The following is a 14,571-nucleotide window of genomic DNA, read 5'->3' on the forward strand; positions in this document are numbered from 1 at the left end:
GCGCAAGCTTGCGTGTGTCGCCCGCCACAGTCCAATCGGTTGTGACAATAGCATGATCGAGCCGCTCTATGCGGGTCGCTTGCCATTAGTCCTGGCGGACCTCGGGCCGGCTCAGTTGGCGTTCATAACGGTCCAGCAGCGGCTGGGTACTCAGGCCGTGCAGGATGATGCTCAAACCTACCACCGAGAGGGTCAGGCCCGTGACGCCTTGGGCGATCTGTGGCTGCAAGCCATGACCGAGCGCATAAAAAAGGTAGTAAAGGCTGCCGATCCCGCGGATGCCAAACCAGCCCACCAAGGCTTTCTGCCTGGCATCAAACAGCTTGCGGCCGAGTAGCAGCCACACGCTGGCCGGCCGGATAATGCAGAACAGCGCCAGGCCCAGTGGTATGGCGCGCCAGTCCCAGTACAGTGCCAACGAAGCGCCGAGCAGGGTGATCAGCAGCACTTCCATGGCCCGCTCGATGAGGTTACCGAACAGCAGCATATCGCCCATCATCACCCCGGCGGCCAGTTGTGAGTCGCTGAGTTCTTCGATCTGCGTCACCGTGGCCCGCTCCCGCTCGACTCTGGTGTGCGCCAGGACCGGCTGCGCCACGTGTTCTGAGGGCAGCTCTGAATGGGTGATGCGGGCCTCGGCCTGGCGCAGACCGAAGCCGGCGGCAAACACCGCCAGAAAGCCGAAGGCGCCGAGTGCCTGCGCGGTAACGTAGGACAGGGCGATCAGCGCCAGAGCGAGAAAGTCATTGGGCGATGTGGTGCTGTCCGCGTTGCGGATACGCAGATGAATCATCAACTGCCCGACCCCGCGGCCCATGCCATAGCCCAGCAAAAGGCCGGCCGGCACGCCCCACAGCAGGTGTTTGAGGACCCAGGCGCCAAGCCAGTCCTGCACGGCGCCCTCCTGGGTCAGAAGCAGCAGAGCCAGGATCACGAAGGGAAAGGCCGTGCCGTCGTTCAGCCCGGCTTCACCGGACAGCCCGAAGCGCAGCCGATCCTGATCCTGGGCATCATTGACCTGCACCAGGCTGGCCAGCACCGGGTCGGTCGGTGACAGCACTGCGCCGAGCAACACCGCCAGCCCCCAGGACAACGCCAGCAGGTAATGGGCAACCAGCGCCATGCCAACGATGCTGGCCAGCATCACCGGGCCGGCCAGCCAATAGGCCGAGTGCCAGGCGCTGGCACGCAAGGGCAGGCGCAGCTTGATGCCGGTGTTGAACAGCGAGAACAACACCGCCACTTCGGTCAGCCGCTCCAGCCATTCATGCGACCGCTGAACATCCAGGGTAATCAGTTGCAGGCCCGCCGGGCCGATGGCAAAACCGAACAGCAGGCACAGCGCCGAGGTGGTGACCGGCAGCCAGCGCAGCCAGGAAGAGGTCAGGGCCAGCAGCATCAGCAAGACGCCAAGCACGCCCACATACACCATGAAGCTCATCGCTCGATCCTCGCCGGCCATCCCTTATGGGTATGACTGCTGATCAAGCAGGATGTTTTCAGTTTTGCGCAGGCGCATCCTCACGAAACTGCAGCACATTGCCCTCCGGGTCGAAGCCGTCGCAGGCACTGAAGTTGCGCGCTTGCCATTGCTGGTCGAGCGGATTGAGGCCACCGCCCAGTTCGCTGGCCTGTTGCCGTACCAGAGCAAGACTGGCCACCGGCAAGACCAGCTTGAGCTGCAGGTCAGTGCGCAGCTTTGGCGGGCTATCGATTACCAAGCTGGCGCGAAAAGCCCTTCCTTCAGGTGGGGGATGAAGGCGCCACCGCGAAGCGGTCATAGGGGTTAAAATCTACAAAACCGCCCCTATTCTGTATTTCATGACTGAAATGAAAGCGACCAAAACCCTCAAGATTCGAGTGCGAGACAAGCACGCACCGCAGCTGCGTGAAGCTTCTCGTGCTGTGAATTTTGTGTGGAACTACGTAAACGAGTTGAGCCGTCGCTCGATTCGTGAGCGTGGTCGTTTTCTGTCGGCGTTCGACATTCACAAGTACACCAACGGGGCCGGCAAAGACCTGGGACTGCACAGCCAATCGGTGCAGGCTGTTGCCGACGAATATGTCACACGGCGCAAGCAGTTCAAAAAGCGCCAGCTACGCTGGCGGCGCTCGGGCGGTACTCGGCGCAGCCTGGGCTGGGTGCCCCTCAAGGCCGGCGCTGCTGTCTGGAAAAACGGCCAGGTCGTCTTCAACAGACAGCACTTCAAGGTCTGGGACAGCTACGGCCTGGCGGGCTTTAAATTCAGATCCGGTAGCTTCAACGAGGACAGCCGTGGACGTTGGTATTTCAACGTCGTGGTCGAGGTCGACCGCCAGTTATCGCCAGGCCAGGACGCAGTGGGTATCGACCTCGGACTGAAAACCACGGCCACCTGCAGCGACGGTGATCGCCTTGAAAGCGGCAGGTTCTACCGGGATCTGGAGAGCGCGCTGGGCACGGCCCAGCGTGCCGGCAAGAAGGCTCGTGTGCGGGCGATTCACGCCAAAATTGCGAACCGCCGCAAGGATGCCCTGCATAAGTTCAGCAACGCGCTGGTAGCGCGTTGTGGCGTCATTGTGGTGGGCGATGTGAACTCACTGAAACTCGCGAAAACCAGGATGGCCAAGTCAGTGCTGGACGCCGGCTGGGGCCAATTGAAAACCATGCTGGAATACAAATGCGATCACGCAGGCACGGTTTTCAAGGTTGTCAGCGAGAGAAACACCACCCAAACCTGTTCGAGCTGCAAGCAATTGCCGGACTCGAGGCCGAGAGGTATCGCAGAGCTTGGAATAAGGGAATGGACTTGTTGTGGGTGCGGTGCCACCCACGACCGCGACGTCAACGCCGCAAAAAACATTCTCGCGCTCGGGCATGAGCGTCCAGTTGTGGGAATCCCGGCCCTTTAGGGCGGGGAGGATGTCAACAGCTTTTTCGCTACCGCCGGCGGCAGGGCGTGCAGCACCAGCTGAAACGAATCGGACTCCAGTACCATCAGCCGGTTCTCTTCCAGGGTGATGCTCAGGTTGGCGAGCTGCGAGTAAAACCGCGCCAGACGCGCCAGATCTTTGCCGAACAGCACGGCGCCGGGCTTGGGGTGTAGCGGCATGATCAACCTCCTCAATTATCCAGCGTGAACACCAGTGCCTTCAGCCCGCCTTCGGCACTGGCATCGGCAAACTCCGGCGGGTTGTCCAGCCGTTCGACAAAGCGCAGCGCCGGGGCTTCACGGGCCGTCTGTTCGATCAGAAATTGCGACGCGACCAACGGATCGTTCATGCAGGCCAGCACCTGACCGCCGGGGCTGAGCAACTGCGGCAGGCGGCGCAGCACCCGCTGGTAGTCCTTGTCCAGCACAAAGCTGCCTTTCTGAAACGACGGCGGGTCGATGATGATCAGCTCATAGGGGCCGCTGCGGGTCACCTTGCCCCAGGAATTGAACAGGTCGTGGCCAAGAAAACTTACCCGGTGCATTTCGTGGCCATTGAGCTTGTGATTCTCCCGACCACGATTCAGCGGCCCTTTGGCCATGTCCAGGTTCACCACCTGTTCAGCACCGCCGGCAATCGCCGCCACCGAAAAGCCACAGGTGTAGGCGAACAGGTTCAGCACTCGCTTGCCACTGGCCTGGGCCCGTACCCAGTCGCGGCCGTAGCGCATGTCGAGAAACAGCCCGGTATTCTGGTTGCGGCCGAAATCGAGCTTGTAGCGTAGGCCGCTCTCGGTGATCAGCCAGTGATCCCGGTGTTCACCGAGCAGCCACTCGGTATCGCTGTGCGCCGTATAACGGTGTTGCAGCAGCAGGCTATGGGCCTTGCTGTTGCGCCATGCCTGGCTATTGGTCAGTTCCTGCAGCAGTTGTTTGAGCGCAGCAAGCTCCTCGGCCGCCGGCTCGCGGAACAGCGCCACCAGCACCACCCCCTGCATCCAGTCCACGGTGAGGTGTTCAAGCCCCGGCCAGACCCGCCCGCGGCCGTGAAACAAGCGACGGGTTTCAGCCGGGGCGGGGTCCAGGGCGGTGAGCAGATGCTGGTGCAGGGTGGCGAGTGCTTCGGAATTCATGGCGCGAGTCGTTGATCAAAGGGCGTGTATGGTAGCAGCCCCGGATCAGGCCGGTTAAATGCAAACGGGGAAGCCAATGGCTTCCCCGTCGGGTCCTGCAACCTGCCGGCTCAGAGGTTCTGCGAGCTGGCAATCATGGCCTGGGCCATCTGTTCTTTCTGTGCGTCGGTCATGGTGTCCCAGATCTGGGTCTTGGCGTAGTAACCCAGGCCGCCCAGGCAATAGCAGCTCAGCGCGACGACCAGCAGGATCGACTTCAGGCTCCAGCTTTGTTCGCGTTCGGTTTCACGGGTGAAATCGCGCGAATAGGGCTGGTCAGCATGATGGCGAGGGTCCTGTTCCGAAGAGAAGCGTTTGAGCCATTGGAACAGGTGGGATACAACGTACCGCAGCATGGGAAAAAACCTCAATTTCATCGAATGGGTTGGCCGGTCAGCGCTTGCGCAGCGCACCGGCAGATCAGGCAATGCAAATACTGAAAACGAAAAAAGCCCGTCATAGGACGGGCTTTCTTTTTATTAGGAGATCAAGTCGAGGGGATGTCGCAATCGACCTTCAAGAAGCACTGCCGCTTGAGGCTTGGACATTACGCTTGTCTGTGTTGCAACATCTTAGTACAAAAAATGCTCGAAACTCCAGTAGTAATCTGCTGTTGTCAGACAACTGGCACTCTCTTGGGTGCGGTCAATTGTCACAGCGCATGGCTGCAGGCACGATGATTTCGAAATGCCGTCAAGCTTTGTAATAAATATTCTGCATGGTAATTGTGACTCGTTGTTGTACGCTTCTGTCCCGCATTCAATTTCAGGATTTTATGAACACCCTCCAGGAACCCCCCAGTCGCTGTGCACACGCCTTTGCACATTCACCCTTCTGCGACCCGCCTCAACGCAAACTCCTTCGGCCCGGCGTCCTGCCAAGCCTTCCCCGTGTCAGCGCTTCTTCCTTTGAGCAAAGCCCGGCTGTCCAACGCCGTTTGCTGACGTTTGCCCTTTATTTTTCCAAGAAAAAGAACTGACCTCATGGAATGGATTGCTGACCCCACGGCCTGGCTGGGCCTGCTGACCCTTATCATTCTGGAACTGGTACTGGGTATCGATAACCTGGTGTTCATCGCCATTCTGGCCGACAAGCTGCCGCCACATCAGCGTGACAAGGCGCGAATCATCGGCCTGACCCTCGCACTGCTGATGCGTCTGGGCCTGCTGGCGAGTATCTCGTGGATGGTGACTCTGACCGCGCCGCTGTTCGAGGTGTTCGGCAAGAGCTTCTCTGGCCGTGACCTGATCATGCTGTTCGGCGGTGTGTTCCTGTTGTTCAAGGCCACCATGGAACTGCACGAACGTCTGGAAGGCCATGTCAGCCAGCGCGCCACCACCGGCACCTATGCGTTGTTCTGGCCGATCGTTGCCCAGATTGTGGTACTCGATGCGGTGTTCTCGCTCGATGCGGTCATCACCGCAGTCGGTATGGTTGAGCACCTGTCGGTCATGATGATCGCGGTCATCATCTCGATCGGTGTGATGATTGTTGCCAGCAAGCCGCTGACCACCTTCGTCAACCGGCACCCGACCGTGATCATGCTGTGTCTGGGCTTTTTGATGATGATCGGTTTCAGCCTGACCGCCGAAGGTCTGGGCTTCCACATCCCGAAAGGCTACCTGTACGCGGCGATCGGCTTCTCGATCCTGATCGAGGTGTTCAACCAGGTTGCCCGCAAGCGGCGCAAGGCGTCCGCACATGGCAGCCTGCCGCGTCGTGAACGCGCTGCCCATGCGGTGATGCGCCTGCTGGGTGGCCGCCAACTCGAAGAGGGCTCTGTCGATGAAGAAATCAGCGACATGGTTGACTCTGCCGGCGGCACCGAAGCGGTGTTCGATCGTCGTGAGCGGGTGATGATCAGTGGCGTGCTGCAGTTGGCCGAACGGCCGATCCGCACAGTGATGACGGCACGTGCAGAGGTGGAATACATCGACCTCAAGGACGACGCCGACAAGATCCGCCTCAAGCTGATGCATTCATCGGTGTCGCGTCTGCCGCTGGTGGGCGAGGCCGGGATCGATGAGCCGCTGGGCTATGTGCACAAGAAAGAACTGCTGCGTGAGCTGCTGGCCGGCAACCAACCGGACATGGCGCTGATGGCCCGCAAGGCGATCAACCTGCTGGAGAACTTTTCGATCCTCAATGCGCTGGAGCAAATGCGTAAAGAGTCGACGCACATTGCTTTTGTGGTCAATGAGTTCGGCGACTTCATCGGTATCCTCAGCATGACCGACATCCTGGAGTCGATCGCTGGCCAGTTGCCGGACGCCAGTGAAATGGCCGGGCCGGATATCGTCACCCAGGGCGAGGACTTCGTTGTTTCCGGTGCCCTGAACCTCAGCCTGATCCGCGAGCGCACCGGCTTCCAGGCCCGCGTCACCGAGGACTACCAGACGCTGGCCGGCCTGGTGATGAGCCTGCTGGATCGTCTGCCAGTGATCGGTGACCAGCTGGAGCATCAAGGCTGGTCGTTGAAGGTGACCGGTGTCGAAGAGCGGCGGGTGACCAAAGTGTTGCTGCAACGCCAGCAGCAAGCCACCGGCAAGTAACCCGCCTCAAGCTGCGGTTTGCTGACCGTCAGGCTGCCATCGACGCGCCAAATGCGTCGATGGCATGCAACTGGTCGGCTCGATTCAACAAGATCGAATAAGGCTGGTCTATCCTGCCTCACTCCCGTGGCTTCAACCTGCAGTCAGCCACTCCACCTCCCGGAGCCTGCCATGACTGCTGCTTCTTTGTTCAATCCCAACCTGACCTATGACGTGATCTCGACCCGCAAGGCCTATCCGGTCTGGCGCATCCGCGAGCGCAAGGTATATGCCTACCTTGAGCATGACCCGCGCCGTGACTGGAGCGGGGAGATCGGCTTCTTGAGTCTGGGAACGCCCCAGCGGCTGGTCGACCATGATGGTCAGACCATCGCCTGGATCGTTGGCAATGAGGTTCGCGATACCAAAGGGCAACGCTTCGCCCTCAGCCAGGTCAAGGATTGACCGATTCGGACGGTACATGGCTTTGTGGCAGCGACCTTGGTCTGGGCGGCATTGCGACGAATGGGCCGGTAAAACCACGGCAAATGCAGTGACTTTGCTGGCCTCTTCGCTACCAAGGTAGCGCCCACAGAGGTACATAGGGCCTAAACGATCAGGTTCAACGCCGACGCGGCCGTGATACCACCGACTCGATATTTTTCCGGCCGATCAACAGTGGGCGCTCTGGCTCAGCTGTAACAGCCGGTTGTTCGCCCAGCCATTTGTACATCACCAGACAATCCACCAGGCCCAGCCGGGCGTGACGGTAGGCGCGTGGCAGGCGGCCGACGGTGTCGAAGCCCAGCTTGCCCCACAGCGCGACGGCCACTTCGTTGCTGGCCACTACCGAGTTGAACTGCATGGCCAGAAAACCGCTTTGCCTTGCCAACTGCTGCGAGTGCTCGCACATCAGCCGGGCCACGCCACGGCCACGCGCAGCCTCGGTGACCATATAGCCGCAGTTGCTGACATGGCCACCGGGACCTGCGGCATTGGCCTTGAGGTAGTAACTGCCCAGCAGCACGCCGTGTTCTTCAGCGACCAACGTGTGCAGCGGATAATTCAGCCACAGCTCGCGGGCCTGCTCAAAGGTCAGGGCCGGGTCATAGGCGTAGGTTTCCCGGGCGCTGACAACGGCCTGAAAGGTTGGCCAGAAGCCGTCGAAGTCGGCGGCGGTCATGGGGCGGATCTGGATCATGTCGGTCCTTGCGGTGTACGGCGTGAGGCGCACCTTATGTGTTCAGGCCAACGATCTGCAAGTCTGGCTTGCCGAGCAGCAACCAATGGCGGTATATGCTCAGCCCGGTATCTGGCCAATTTCAAGGAAGTCCATGCCCAGCCCTATTTTTGCTGACCTGAAATCTACCCAGTCATCCATGAGCCATGTGTTCTGGCTCACCGGCCTGCCTGCTGCCGGCAAGACCACCCTGGCCAAAGCGCTTGAACAGCGCCTGAAGGCTGTGGGCCGCCAGGCACTGGTGCTCGACGGTGACGAGCTGCGCCGCGGCTTGTGCGCCGATCTGGGCATGAGCGATGCCGACCGCCGGGAAAACATTCGCCGGGCCGGTGAGGTCGCTGCGTTGTTGCAGCGTTCAGGGTTGGATGTGATCTGCGCTTTCGTCTCGCCCTTCAATGAAGACCGCCAGCGGGTACGCCAGCTGTTCGCCACCGGGCAGTTCACCGAGGTGCATGTCAGCACCAGCCTGCAGGTGTGCATGCAGCGCGACCCCAAAGGCCTGTACGCCCGCGCACAACGAGGCGAGCTGCACAATCTGACCGGTTGGGATGCGCCTTTTGAGGTGCCCCTGGCGGCCGAATTCAGCTTCGACAGCCATACCATGAGCACTGAACATTTGCTTGATGCGCTGTGTGAACGTGCAGTGCAGTCGGGTTAAATCTGCTCCATGCCCCACAACTGCAGCGCGTATTCGACAAAACTGCGCAGTTTCGGCAACCGATAGCGGTCTTGCGGGTAGATCAGGTGCATGGGCCTGCCCGGCAGGCGGTACTCGGGGAGCAAGGCCATCAGCCGTCCCTCTTGCAGGTCCTGTTCGACCAGCGCGTCGGGCAGCATCACGATGCCCATACCGGCCTTGGCGGCCTGATACAGGCCCGCTGAAGAATTGATCATCAACGGTCCGTTGACCGGCACCGAGACCTCGCCGTCTGGTCCGTTGAGTCGCCAGTGTTTTTCGGTGGAGCTCCAGTCGTCGCCCGCCAGATAAGCGAATGCAAGGCAGTCGTGCTGTTGCAGGTCCTGGGGATGCCGGGGCGTGCCGCGCCGCGCCAGGTATTGCGGCGCGGCGCAGATGGTCAGGGTGTAGTTCTGCAAGGGGCGGGCGATCAGGCGCGTCGAGGTAGCCAGTTCGCCCATGCGGATGCCTACGTCGAAACCGTGGTCGAGCAGGTCCATGCGCTGGTTGGTCAGCACGACATCCAGGCGAATCTGTGGGTAGCGCCGGGAAAACTCGCTCAGGGCCGGGGCCAGACGCTCCGAGCCGAAGGTCAGCGGCGCGGTGATGCGCAAGGTGCCCAACGGTTCGCCCAGCGCCTGTTCAGCCAACTGTTCGGAATCGACCACCAGCCCCAGAACTTCCACGCAACGCTGGTAGTACGCTTCGCCAAATTCGGTCAGGCGCTGGCGGCGAGTGGTGCGCTTGAGCAGGCTGACGCCCAGGCGCTGCTCCAGTGCACGCAAATGGTTACCGACCATGGTCGTGGAAATTGCGCATTCGCGGGCGGCGGCCGTCATGCTGCCGGATTCGACGACCTTTACGAACACCGACATTGCCTGGAACAGATCCATTATCAATCCATGCTTGAAAATGTTTGAAGTTACAGCCGGTTTATCCAGCGAAAGGGGTTAACGATACTGCAAACCGTCCCTGACCACTATGGAGCCGCCGACCATGACCAGCGCTTGCCTGATGCACACCTACCAGCCGTTACCTTTGAGCTTTGTGCGCGGCCTGAACACCCGCGTATGGGACCAGGACGGGCGCGAATACCTCGATGCAGTGGCCGGTGTGGCAGTGACCAATGTCGGCCATGCCCATCCGGCGCTGGTGGCGGCCATCAGCGAACAGGCCGGGTTACTGTTACATACCTCCAATCTCTACAACATTGACTGGCAGCAACGTCTGGCACAGGCGCTGACCGGGCTGTCGGGCCTTGAGCGGGTGTTTTTCAACAACTCCGGCGCCGAGGCCAACGAGACCGCACTCAAACTGGCCCGCTTGCATGGCTGGCACAAAGGCATTGAGCAGCCGCTGGTGGTGGTCATGGACAATGCGTTTCATGGCCGGACCCTGGGAACGCTGGCCGCCAGTGACGGCCCGGCGGTGCGGCTTGGGTTTGCCGGTTTGCCGGGTGATGTGCTGCGCATCGCGTTCGGCGACCTGGCAGCCTTCGAGCAGGCCTGTGCCAGCCATGGCTCGCGGATCGCGGCGGTACTGCTTGAGCCGGTGCAGGGCGAGGGCGGGATTCGGGTCGCGCCGGCCGGCTATTTGAAGGCATTGCATGAGCGTTGCCGGCAGCGTGACTGGTTGTTGATGTTCGATGAAATCCAGAGCGGCATCGGCCGTACCGGGCGCTGGTTCGCTTGCCAGCATGAGGGCATCGTGCCGGATGTCATGACCCTGGCCAAAGGTCTGGGCAACGGCATCCCGATTGGTGCTTGCCTGGCGCGCGGCAAAGCGGCAGGGCTGTTCACTCCTGGCAGTCATGGCAGCACGTTTGGCGGCAACCCGTTGGCCTGTCGGGTCGGCTGCACGGTGCTGGAGATCATCGAGCGGCAACAATTGGTAAATAATGCCCGGCTGCTGGGCGATTATCTGATGGAGCGTCTGGGTCAGGCGCTGCACGACAACCCCAAGGTCGTCGCGATTCGCGGTCGCGGGCTGATGATCGGCATTGAGTTGCAGCAACCGATTGCCGATCTGAGTCTGATGGCCGCCCGGCATTACGGGGTTCTGATCAATGTGACGCGCGGCCGGACCATCCGCTTGCTGCCGCCATTGACCCTCAATCACGACGAGGCCGATACCATTGTGCAGGCGCTGCACAGCCTGCTTGAGTAACCGGTTTGATGGGGGCGAGTAAATTTTGGGCTATACCGGAAAGATACAGTTACGGTAGAAACACACATGGGAATTGCGAATCAAAGCAATATGCCGACCCACCGATTAACAAGGAGCCCCCCATGCCTATCCGGTCACTGACCCTTGCTACTCTGCTGCTCGTCGCTGCCCCGGTGTTTGCCGCCGACAGTGATGCACCGCTGGCACAGGAACGCGGCAAGGCCAGGCCTTTGGTCATCATTGCCCCTAGCCAAAGCGACCAGACGCTGGTCAGCTTGAAAAAAGCGCTTGAAGAACCCGCCAACCGCAAGGCCTTTACCGAGCGCAACATGGTGCTCTACACCGTGGTCAATACGCTTGGCCAGCGTGACGGCAAAAATCTGGATGCGCAGACCAGCATGGCGCTGATCCGCGAGTTGAAGCTGGGCGCCGGGGGCAAGACCCGGGTCATCCTGATTGGCAAGGATGGCGAGAAGAAGCTCGAAACCGAGAGCATTCAGGTTCAGGAAATCTTCGCCACCATCGACCAGATGCCCATGCGTGAAAAAGAGGCCAGCGCACCGGCAGCGGCGCCCGCCAGCAGTACCGCTCCACCGCCGGAAAAAGCGCCAAAGGCCGGCAAGGGCGGGGCGCCGACCCTCGACGACTGAGGGGCATCAGCCGTGCAAATAAAAAGCCCGCTGCAGCGTGTTCTGCAGCGGGCTTTGGCTTTTGCGCCAACCCGCCAGGGTTCACTCGCCGCGAATGTACTGTTCCAGCTGTTGAATCAGGCTCGCCTGTTCAGCGATGGCTTCCTTGACCAGGTCACCGATCGACAGCAGACCGAGCAGCTCGCCATTGTCGACCACCGGCAGGTGGCGCAAGTGGCCGTCGGTCATGATGTTCATGCAGTCTTCGACGCTGCGTGAGGAGTCAACGGTGATGACCTTGCTACTCATGATCGTGCTCACTGGCGTGCCGGCCGAAGAGCGGCCAAGCAGGACCATCTTGCGGGCATAGTCGCGTTCGCTGACCACGCCGACGACCGCGCCGTTTTCGACCACGGCCAGAGCACCGATATTCTTCTCGGCCATCAGTTTCAAGGCGTCCAGCACCAGCGCGCCGGGTGCAATAGTGTGAACCTGACGGTGTTGTTCAGGCTTGAGTTTGAGCAATTGAGCTACGGTTTTCATGGCGCTCTCCAGTGGCGAGACCTTGTTATCAGGGACCCTTCTGCGGGGTGGTTAAAGCATCCGGCAAGCCATGAGCTGCCGCAAGCTTGAAAGCGCCTTGCAAGGGTGCGAAAGCGTCAAACATCCAGTGCGTGCACATTTTGCCCTTCGATTGCCTGAAGCAGCGCTGCCAAGGGCATCGGCCGGTTCAGGAAATAACCTTGAGCTTCGTCACAGGTCAAGTCCTGCAAGTGTTGCAGTTGCTGCCCGGTTTCCACGCCTTCGGCGGTGATCGTCAAGGATAGCGCACGTCCCAGATCAATGATTGCCCGCACAATGGCACGTCCCTGGGCGCTGTGCTCGATTTCGCTGATGAAACTGCGGTCGATCTTCAGGGTGTCGAACGGCAGGTCCTTGAGGTAGCTCAGCGACGAGTAACCGGTGCCAAAGTCATCCATCGCCAGCCTGACCCCCAGGCGCTTGAGGGCCGTCATCAATTCCAGGCAGGAGGGTGCGTCCTCGATCACCACCCGCTCGGTCAGCTCCAGTTCCAGCCGCTGCGGTGGCAGCCCGGTGGCCGCCAGTACCGAGCGAATGCGTTCGACCAGGCCGCCGAGGCGAAACTCGATGGCTGAAATATTCACCGAGACCAGAACGTCGTCACCCCATTGCATCGCATCGCTACAGGCCCTGCGCAACACCCAGTCACTGAGCGCTACGATCAGGCCGTTCTCTTCGGCCAGGCTGATGAACTGATCCGGCATGCACAGCCCAAGCTGCGGATGCTCCCAGCGAATCAGAGCCTCGGCACCGCAGATCCGTCCGCTGCTCACCGCATGACGGGGTTGGTAACGCAGGCTGAACTGGCCGTGCCTGAGGGCGATATGCAGGTCTCTTTCCAGTTCACGGCGCTGCTGCATACGCTCGGTCATCTGTGGCTCATAGAAGCGCCAGGTGTTACGCCCATTGTGCTTGGCCTGATACAGCGCCAGGTCAGAAAAACGCAGCAGATCATCCGGCTCGACGCCGTCTGTGGGGGCACAGGCGATGCCGATGCTCAAACCGATCGTGATCTCTTGGCCATTGAGTATAAAAGGCTGGCAGATGCTGGCGATCAGCGTCAGGCACAGCTGTTCCACCGCGTGTCGGCTGGCCAGTGCCGGGGCAACCATGATGAATTCGTCACCGCCCTGGCGGGCCAGCAAGGCGCCTTGCGGCAGGCAGCGCGCCAGACGCCGGGCCACCTCGCGCAGCACGCTGTCGCCGCCGCTATGGCCGTACAGGTCGTTGACCGGCTTGAAGTGATCGAGGTCGAGGCTGAGCAGGGTCAGCGGCATGCCTTGGTGAGGCAGTTGCTGCTGCAACTGCGCTTCAAGAAATTCCCGCAACTGGCTGCGATTGGCCAGTCCGGTCAGGGCGTCGTGCCATGACAGTTGGCGCAGCCGTTGTTCAACCGCCACTTCCCGGGTGATGTCCGAGGCGCTGCCCTGATAACCGACGATCTGCCCGTCGTGCAGGATCGGCTTGACTGCAATCAGGCTGGTCAGGGTCTGCCCGTCGGGCGCTTGATGGGTACAACGGATCACCGAGCGGGTCGCGCTGGCGTGCTGAGCGTGGATCCATTGATCGAGCCGTTGCTCGGGGCAATCGAGCATTTCATCCAGACGGCGGCCCAGCCAGTCTTGCGCTGCCTGTCCGGTGACGGCGGTGAAGCGTTCGGACAGGTAAGTGATGCGCAGGTCCGAAGCGGTTTCCCAGAACCAGTCCGATGCGGCCTCGGCGACATTGCGAAAGCGCGCTTCGCTGCTGGCCAGGGCGCTGCGGCTGGCGCTGATCATGGCGTACTGCTGGTCCATCAGTTGCGCGTTGTTCAGCGCTCGCCGACGGATGCCGCGACTCACCAGCAGCAGCGCGCCAAGCAACAGCAGCAGGATCGGCAACAGCACCCGCAGCAAGCGATGACCGGGCCGCTCTGGATCCCAGCGCAACAGCAACTGCGGGTCGATCTGCAATTGCGGCTGGCGGGTTGCATCTTGCTGGTCGAGCGGGATGCGTAAATGGGCGATTTCGTAGCTGTTGCCCAGATGCTTGAGCTTTGGCGGACTCAAACGGTACGCCAGCACCAGTACCGACTGCACACCGGCCAGGCGTTGTACCGCCGGGTCGGTGCCAGGGGTCAGGCGGGCGGCGCTGACAAACACCGGTTGACCCTGCACATTGAGGATCCGGGTGGCGACGTGTTCCTCGTCCTCGCTGTTGCGCGCATCTTCTATCAGGCTGGCCGGAAAGCTGCCGAGCCAGCTCTGCAGCGTGGTGTCGCTCAGGTTACCCTGGTCCAGGGCGTAGGTTGTCTGGTTTTGCCCATTGATCACGAAAACCCCTTCGAAGTGAAAGGTCTTGAACAGTGAAGCCCCCAGATTATCCCGGTCATAGGCCCACTCTGTGTCGTGTTGCAGGTGCAGGGCGCGATAGGCCTCACCCCAAAAGGCGTAGTCGCGTGTGGTGGTGATCAGTTGCTGGTGGGTTGCTCGCCAGAGTTTGTCCACCAGCCGTTGGCTGTGGTTGCTGGCATCGCGATTCAATTGCAGGGCAATCAGCAGCAGGGCGGCGACCATTACCAGTGAAATCGCCGCCAGCAGCCCTAGCAAGGCAGACAGGGTGCGCCTGGCAAACCAGACATTGCGTGGGTCGGACTCAGGTGTCCTGGGTGCTGGGGGCATCGG

At 60.9% G+C, this 14,571-nt stretch carries 15 protein-coding genes; 6 read left to right on the forward strand and 9 right to left on the reverse strand.

The window, feature by feature from the left end; genetic code table 11:
* Positions 1-85 precede the first annotated feature (85 nt).
* Positions 86-1,441, reverse strand: a complete 1,356-nt coding sequence (locus tag NJC40_RS19310) for a cation:proton antiporter (protein WP_253140921.1) — start codon at positions 1,439-1,441, stop codon at positions 86-88.
* Positions 1,442-1,499: 58 nt separating this feature from the next.
* Positions 1,500-1,721: a VOC family protein gene (locus NJC40_RS19315; RefSeq protein ID WP_253140920.1), complete on the reverse strand. Its 222-nt coding sequence runs from the start codon at positions 1,719-1,721 to the stop codon at positions 1,500-1,502.
* Between the two features lie 109 nt (positions 1,722-1,830).
* On the opposite strand from NJC40_RS19315, the gene NJC40_RS19320 reads away from it, so the two are divergent.
* Positions 1,831-2,892 (forward strand): RNA-guided endonuclease InsQ/TnpB family protein, encoded by a 1,062-nt coding sequence (locus NJC40_RS19320; RefSeq protein WP_492180399.1) that lies wholly within the window; start codon positions 1,831-1,833, stop codon positions 2,890-2,892.
* Here the strand turns inward: NJC40_RS19320 and NJC40_RS19325 are convergent.
* The 3 genes from NJC40_RS19325 to NJC40_RS19335 all read right to left on the reverse strand — a co-directional run bounded on the left by NJC40_RS19325 (position 2,889) and on the right by NJC40_RS19335 (position 4,440).
* The gene (locus tag NJC40_RS19325) at positions 2,889-3,092 is read right to left on the reverse strand and encodes a hypothetical protein (protein ID WP_253140918.1); all 204 of its coding nucleotides are present in this window, start codon (positions 3,090-3,092) and stop codon (positions 2,889-2,891) included. The genes NJC40_RS19320 and NJC40_RS19325 overlap by 4 nt on opposite strands.
* Positions 3,093-3,103: 11 nt before the next feature.
* Complete coding sequence (locus NJC40_RS19330) at positions 3,104-4,045, reverse strand: class I SAM-dependent methyltransferase (protein ID WP_253140917.1); 942 nt, start codon at positions 4,043-4,045, stop codon at positions 3,104-3,106.
* A 110-nt stretch (positions 4,046-4,155) separates the two neighbouring features.
* Positions 4,156-4,440, reverse strand: a complete 285-nt coding sequence (locus NJC40_RS19335) for a hypothetical protein (RefSeq protein ID WP_045490842.1) — start codon at positions 4,438-4,440, stop codon at positions 4,156-4,158.
* Between the two features lie 627 nt (positions 4,441-5,067).
* Here NJC40_RS19335 and NJC40_RS19340 point away from each other — a divergent pair.
* Positions 5,068-6,636 (forward strand): TerC family protein, encoded by a 1,569-nt coding sequence (locus NJC40_RS19340; protein ID WP_045490844.1) that lies wholly within the window; start codon positions 5,068-5,070, stop codon positions 6,634-6,636.
* 171 nt (positions 6,637-6,807) lie between these two features.
* Positions 6,808-7,080, forward strand: coding sequence for a hypothetical protein (locus tag NJC40_RS19345; RefSeq protein WP_045490846.1), 273 nt, complete (start codon positions 6,808-6,810; stop codon positions 7,078-7,080).
* Between the two features lie 157 nt (positions 7,081-7,237).
* Here the strand turns inward: NJC40_RS19345 and NJC40_RS19350 are convergent, their stop codons facing one another.
* On the reverse strand, positions 7,238-7,816 hold the full coding sequence (locus NJC40_RS19350; protein ID WP_253140916.1) for a GNAT family N-acetyltransferase: 579 nt from the start codon (positions 7,814-7,816) through the stop codon (positions 7,238-7,240).
* A gap of 133 nt (positions 7,817-7,949) precedes the next feature.
* Between NJC40_RS19350 and cysC the strand changes: the two genes are divergently transcribed.
* Positions 7,950-8,513, forward strand: a complete 564-nt coding sequence (gene cysC, locus NJC40_RS19355) for an adenylyl-sulfate kinase (protein WP_253140915.1) — start codon at positions 7,950-7,952, stop codon at positions 8,511-8,513.
* Here cysC and NJC40_RS19360 read toward each other — a convergent pair.
* Positions 8,510-9,424 (reverse strand): LysR family transcriptional regulator, encoded by a 915-nt coding sequence (locus tag NJC40_RS19360; RefSeq protein WP_253140914.1) that lies wholly within the window; start codon positions 9,422-9,424, stop codon positions 8,510-8,512. The two genes, cysC and NJC40_RS19360, sit on opposite strands and share 4 nt — an antisense overlap.
* 103 nt (positions 9,425-9,527) lie before the next feature.
* Here NJC40_RS19360 and NJC40_RS19365 point away from each other — a divergent pair, with 103 nt between their 5' ends.
* Both NJC40_RS19365 and NJC40_RS19370 read left to right on the forward strand, forming a co-directional pair.
* The gene (locus NJC40_RS19365; protein WP_253140913.1) at positions 9,528-10,697 is read left to right on the forward strand and encodes an aspartate aminotransferase family protein; all 1,170 of its coding nucleotides are present in this window, start codon (positions 9,528-9,530) and stop codon (positions 10,695-10,697) included.
* A gap of 122 nt (positions 10,698-10,819) precedes the next feature.
* On the forward strand, positions 10,820-11,347 hold the full coding sequence (locus tag NJC40_RS19370; RefSeq protein ID WP_045490856.1) for a DUF4174 domain-containing protein: 528 nt from the start codon (positions 10,820-10,822) through the stop codon (positions 11,345-11,347).
* Positions 11,348-11,428: 81 nt separating this feature from the next.
* Here the strand turns inward: NJC40_RS19370 and NJC40_RS19375 are convergent, their stop codons facing one another.
* Together NJC40_RS19375 and NJC40_RS19380 are read right to left on the reverse strand one after the other, a co-directional pair.
* Positions 11,429-11,869 (reverse strand): CBS domain-containing protein, encoded by a 441-nt coding sequence (locus NJC40_RS19375; protein WP_045490858.1) that lies wholly within the window; start codon positions 11,867-11,869, stop codon positions 11,429-11,431.
* Between the two features lie 116 nt (positions 11,870-11,985).
* Positions 11,986-14,568: a bifunctional diguanylate cyclase/phosphodiesterase gene (locus NJC40_RS19380; protein ID WP_253140912.1), complete on the reverse strand. Its 2,583-nt coding sequence runs from the start codon at positions 14,566-14,568 to the stop codon at positions 11,986-11,988.
* Positions 14,569-14,571 lie beyond the last annotated feature (3 nt).

Origin of the sequence: Pseudomonas sp. 21LCFQ02, from assembly GCF_024129895.2 — a bacterium.
Taxonomy (GTDB): Bacteria; Pseudomonadota; Gammaproteobacteria; order Pseudomonadales; family Pseudomonadaceae; genus Aquipseudomonas.